This is a genomic window from Roseibium sp. RKSG952, from assembly GCF_009711355.1.
The window spans coordinates 1-253 of record NZ_SMMF01000099.1 but is presented as its reverse complement, the minus strand read 5'-3'; the positions used below and the strand labels follow the sequence as shown (position 1 = coordinate 253).

The 253-nt window shown below is 56.1% G+C and carries 1 protein-coding gene; it reads right to left on the bottom strand.

The window, feature by feature from the left end; translation table 11 throughout:
- Positions 1–15 precede the first annotated feature (15 nt).
- On the bottom strand, positions 16–253 hold a 238-nt coding region (locus E1297_RS00250), incomplete at its 5' end, for a DUF4116 domain-containing protein (protein WP_209015514.1).

Sequence of the window (253 nt, the reverse complement as noted above, 5' to 3'; positions counted from 1 at the left end):
ACAAGAAGACAAACGCTAATGGGAAAGGATATGTTTCAGCACGTCGAGGTTGTTTGCCGCCACCCAGTCAGGGGGCGCTGCTGCCTCAAGAAAGATCTCCGGTGCCAGAAGTCCTTTAAGCTGATGGCGCATGGCATTCCTGCCTTGCCCCAACGCTTCAAGGCACATCTCCTCCGGACGGAGGGCTTCCGGCACATATTTCAACGCATCCACGTCTTGCCTTACCGCCTCGCGGCAAATCTCCTCCGTTCGA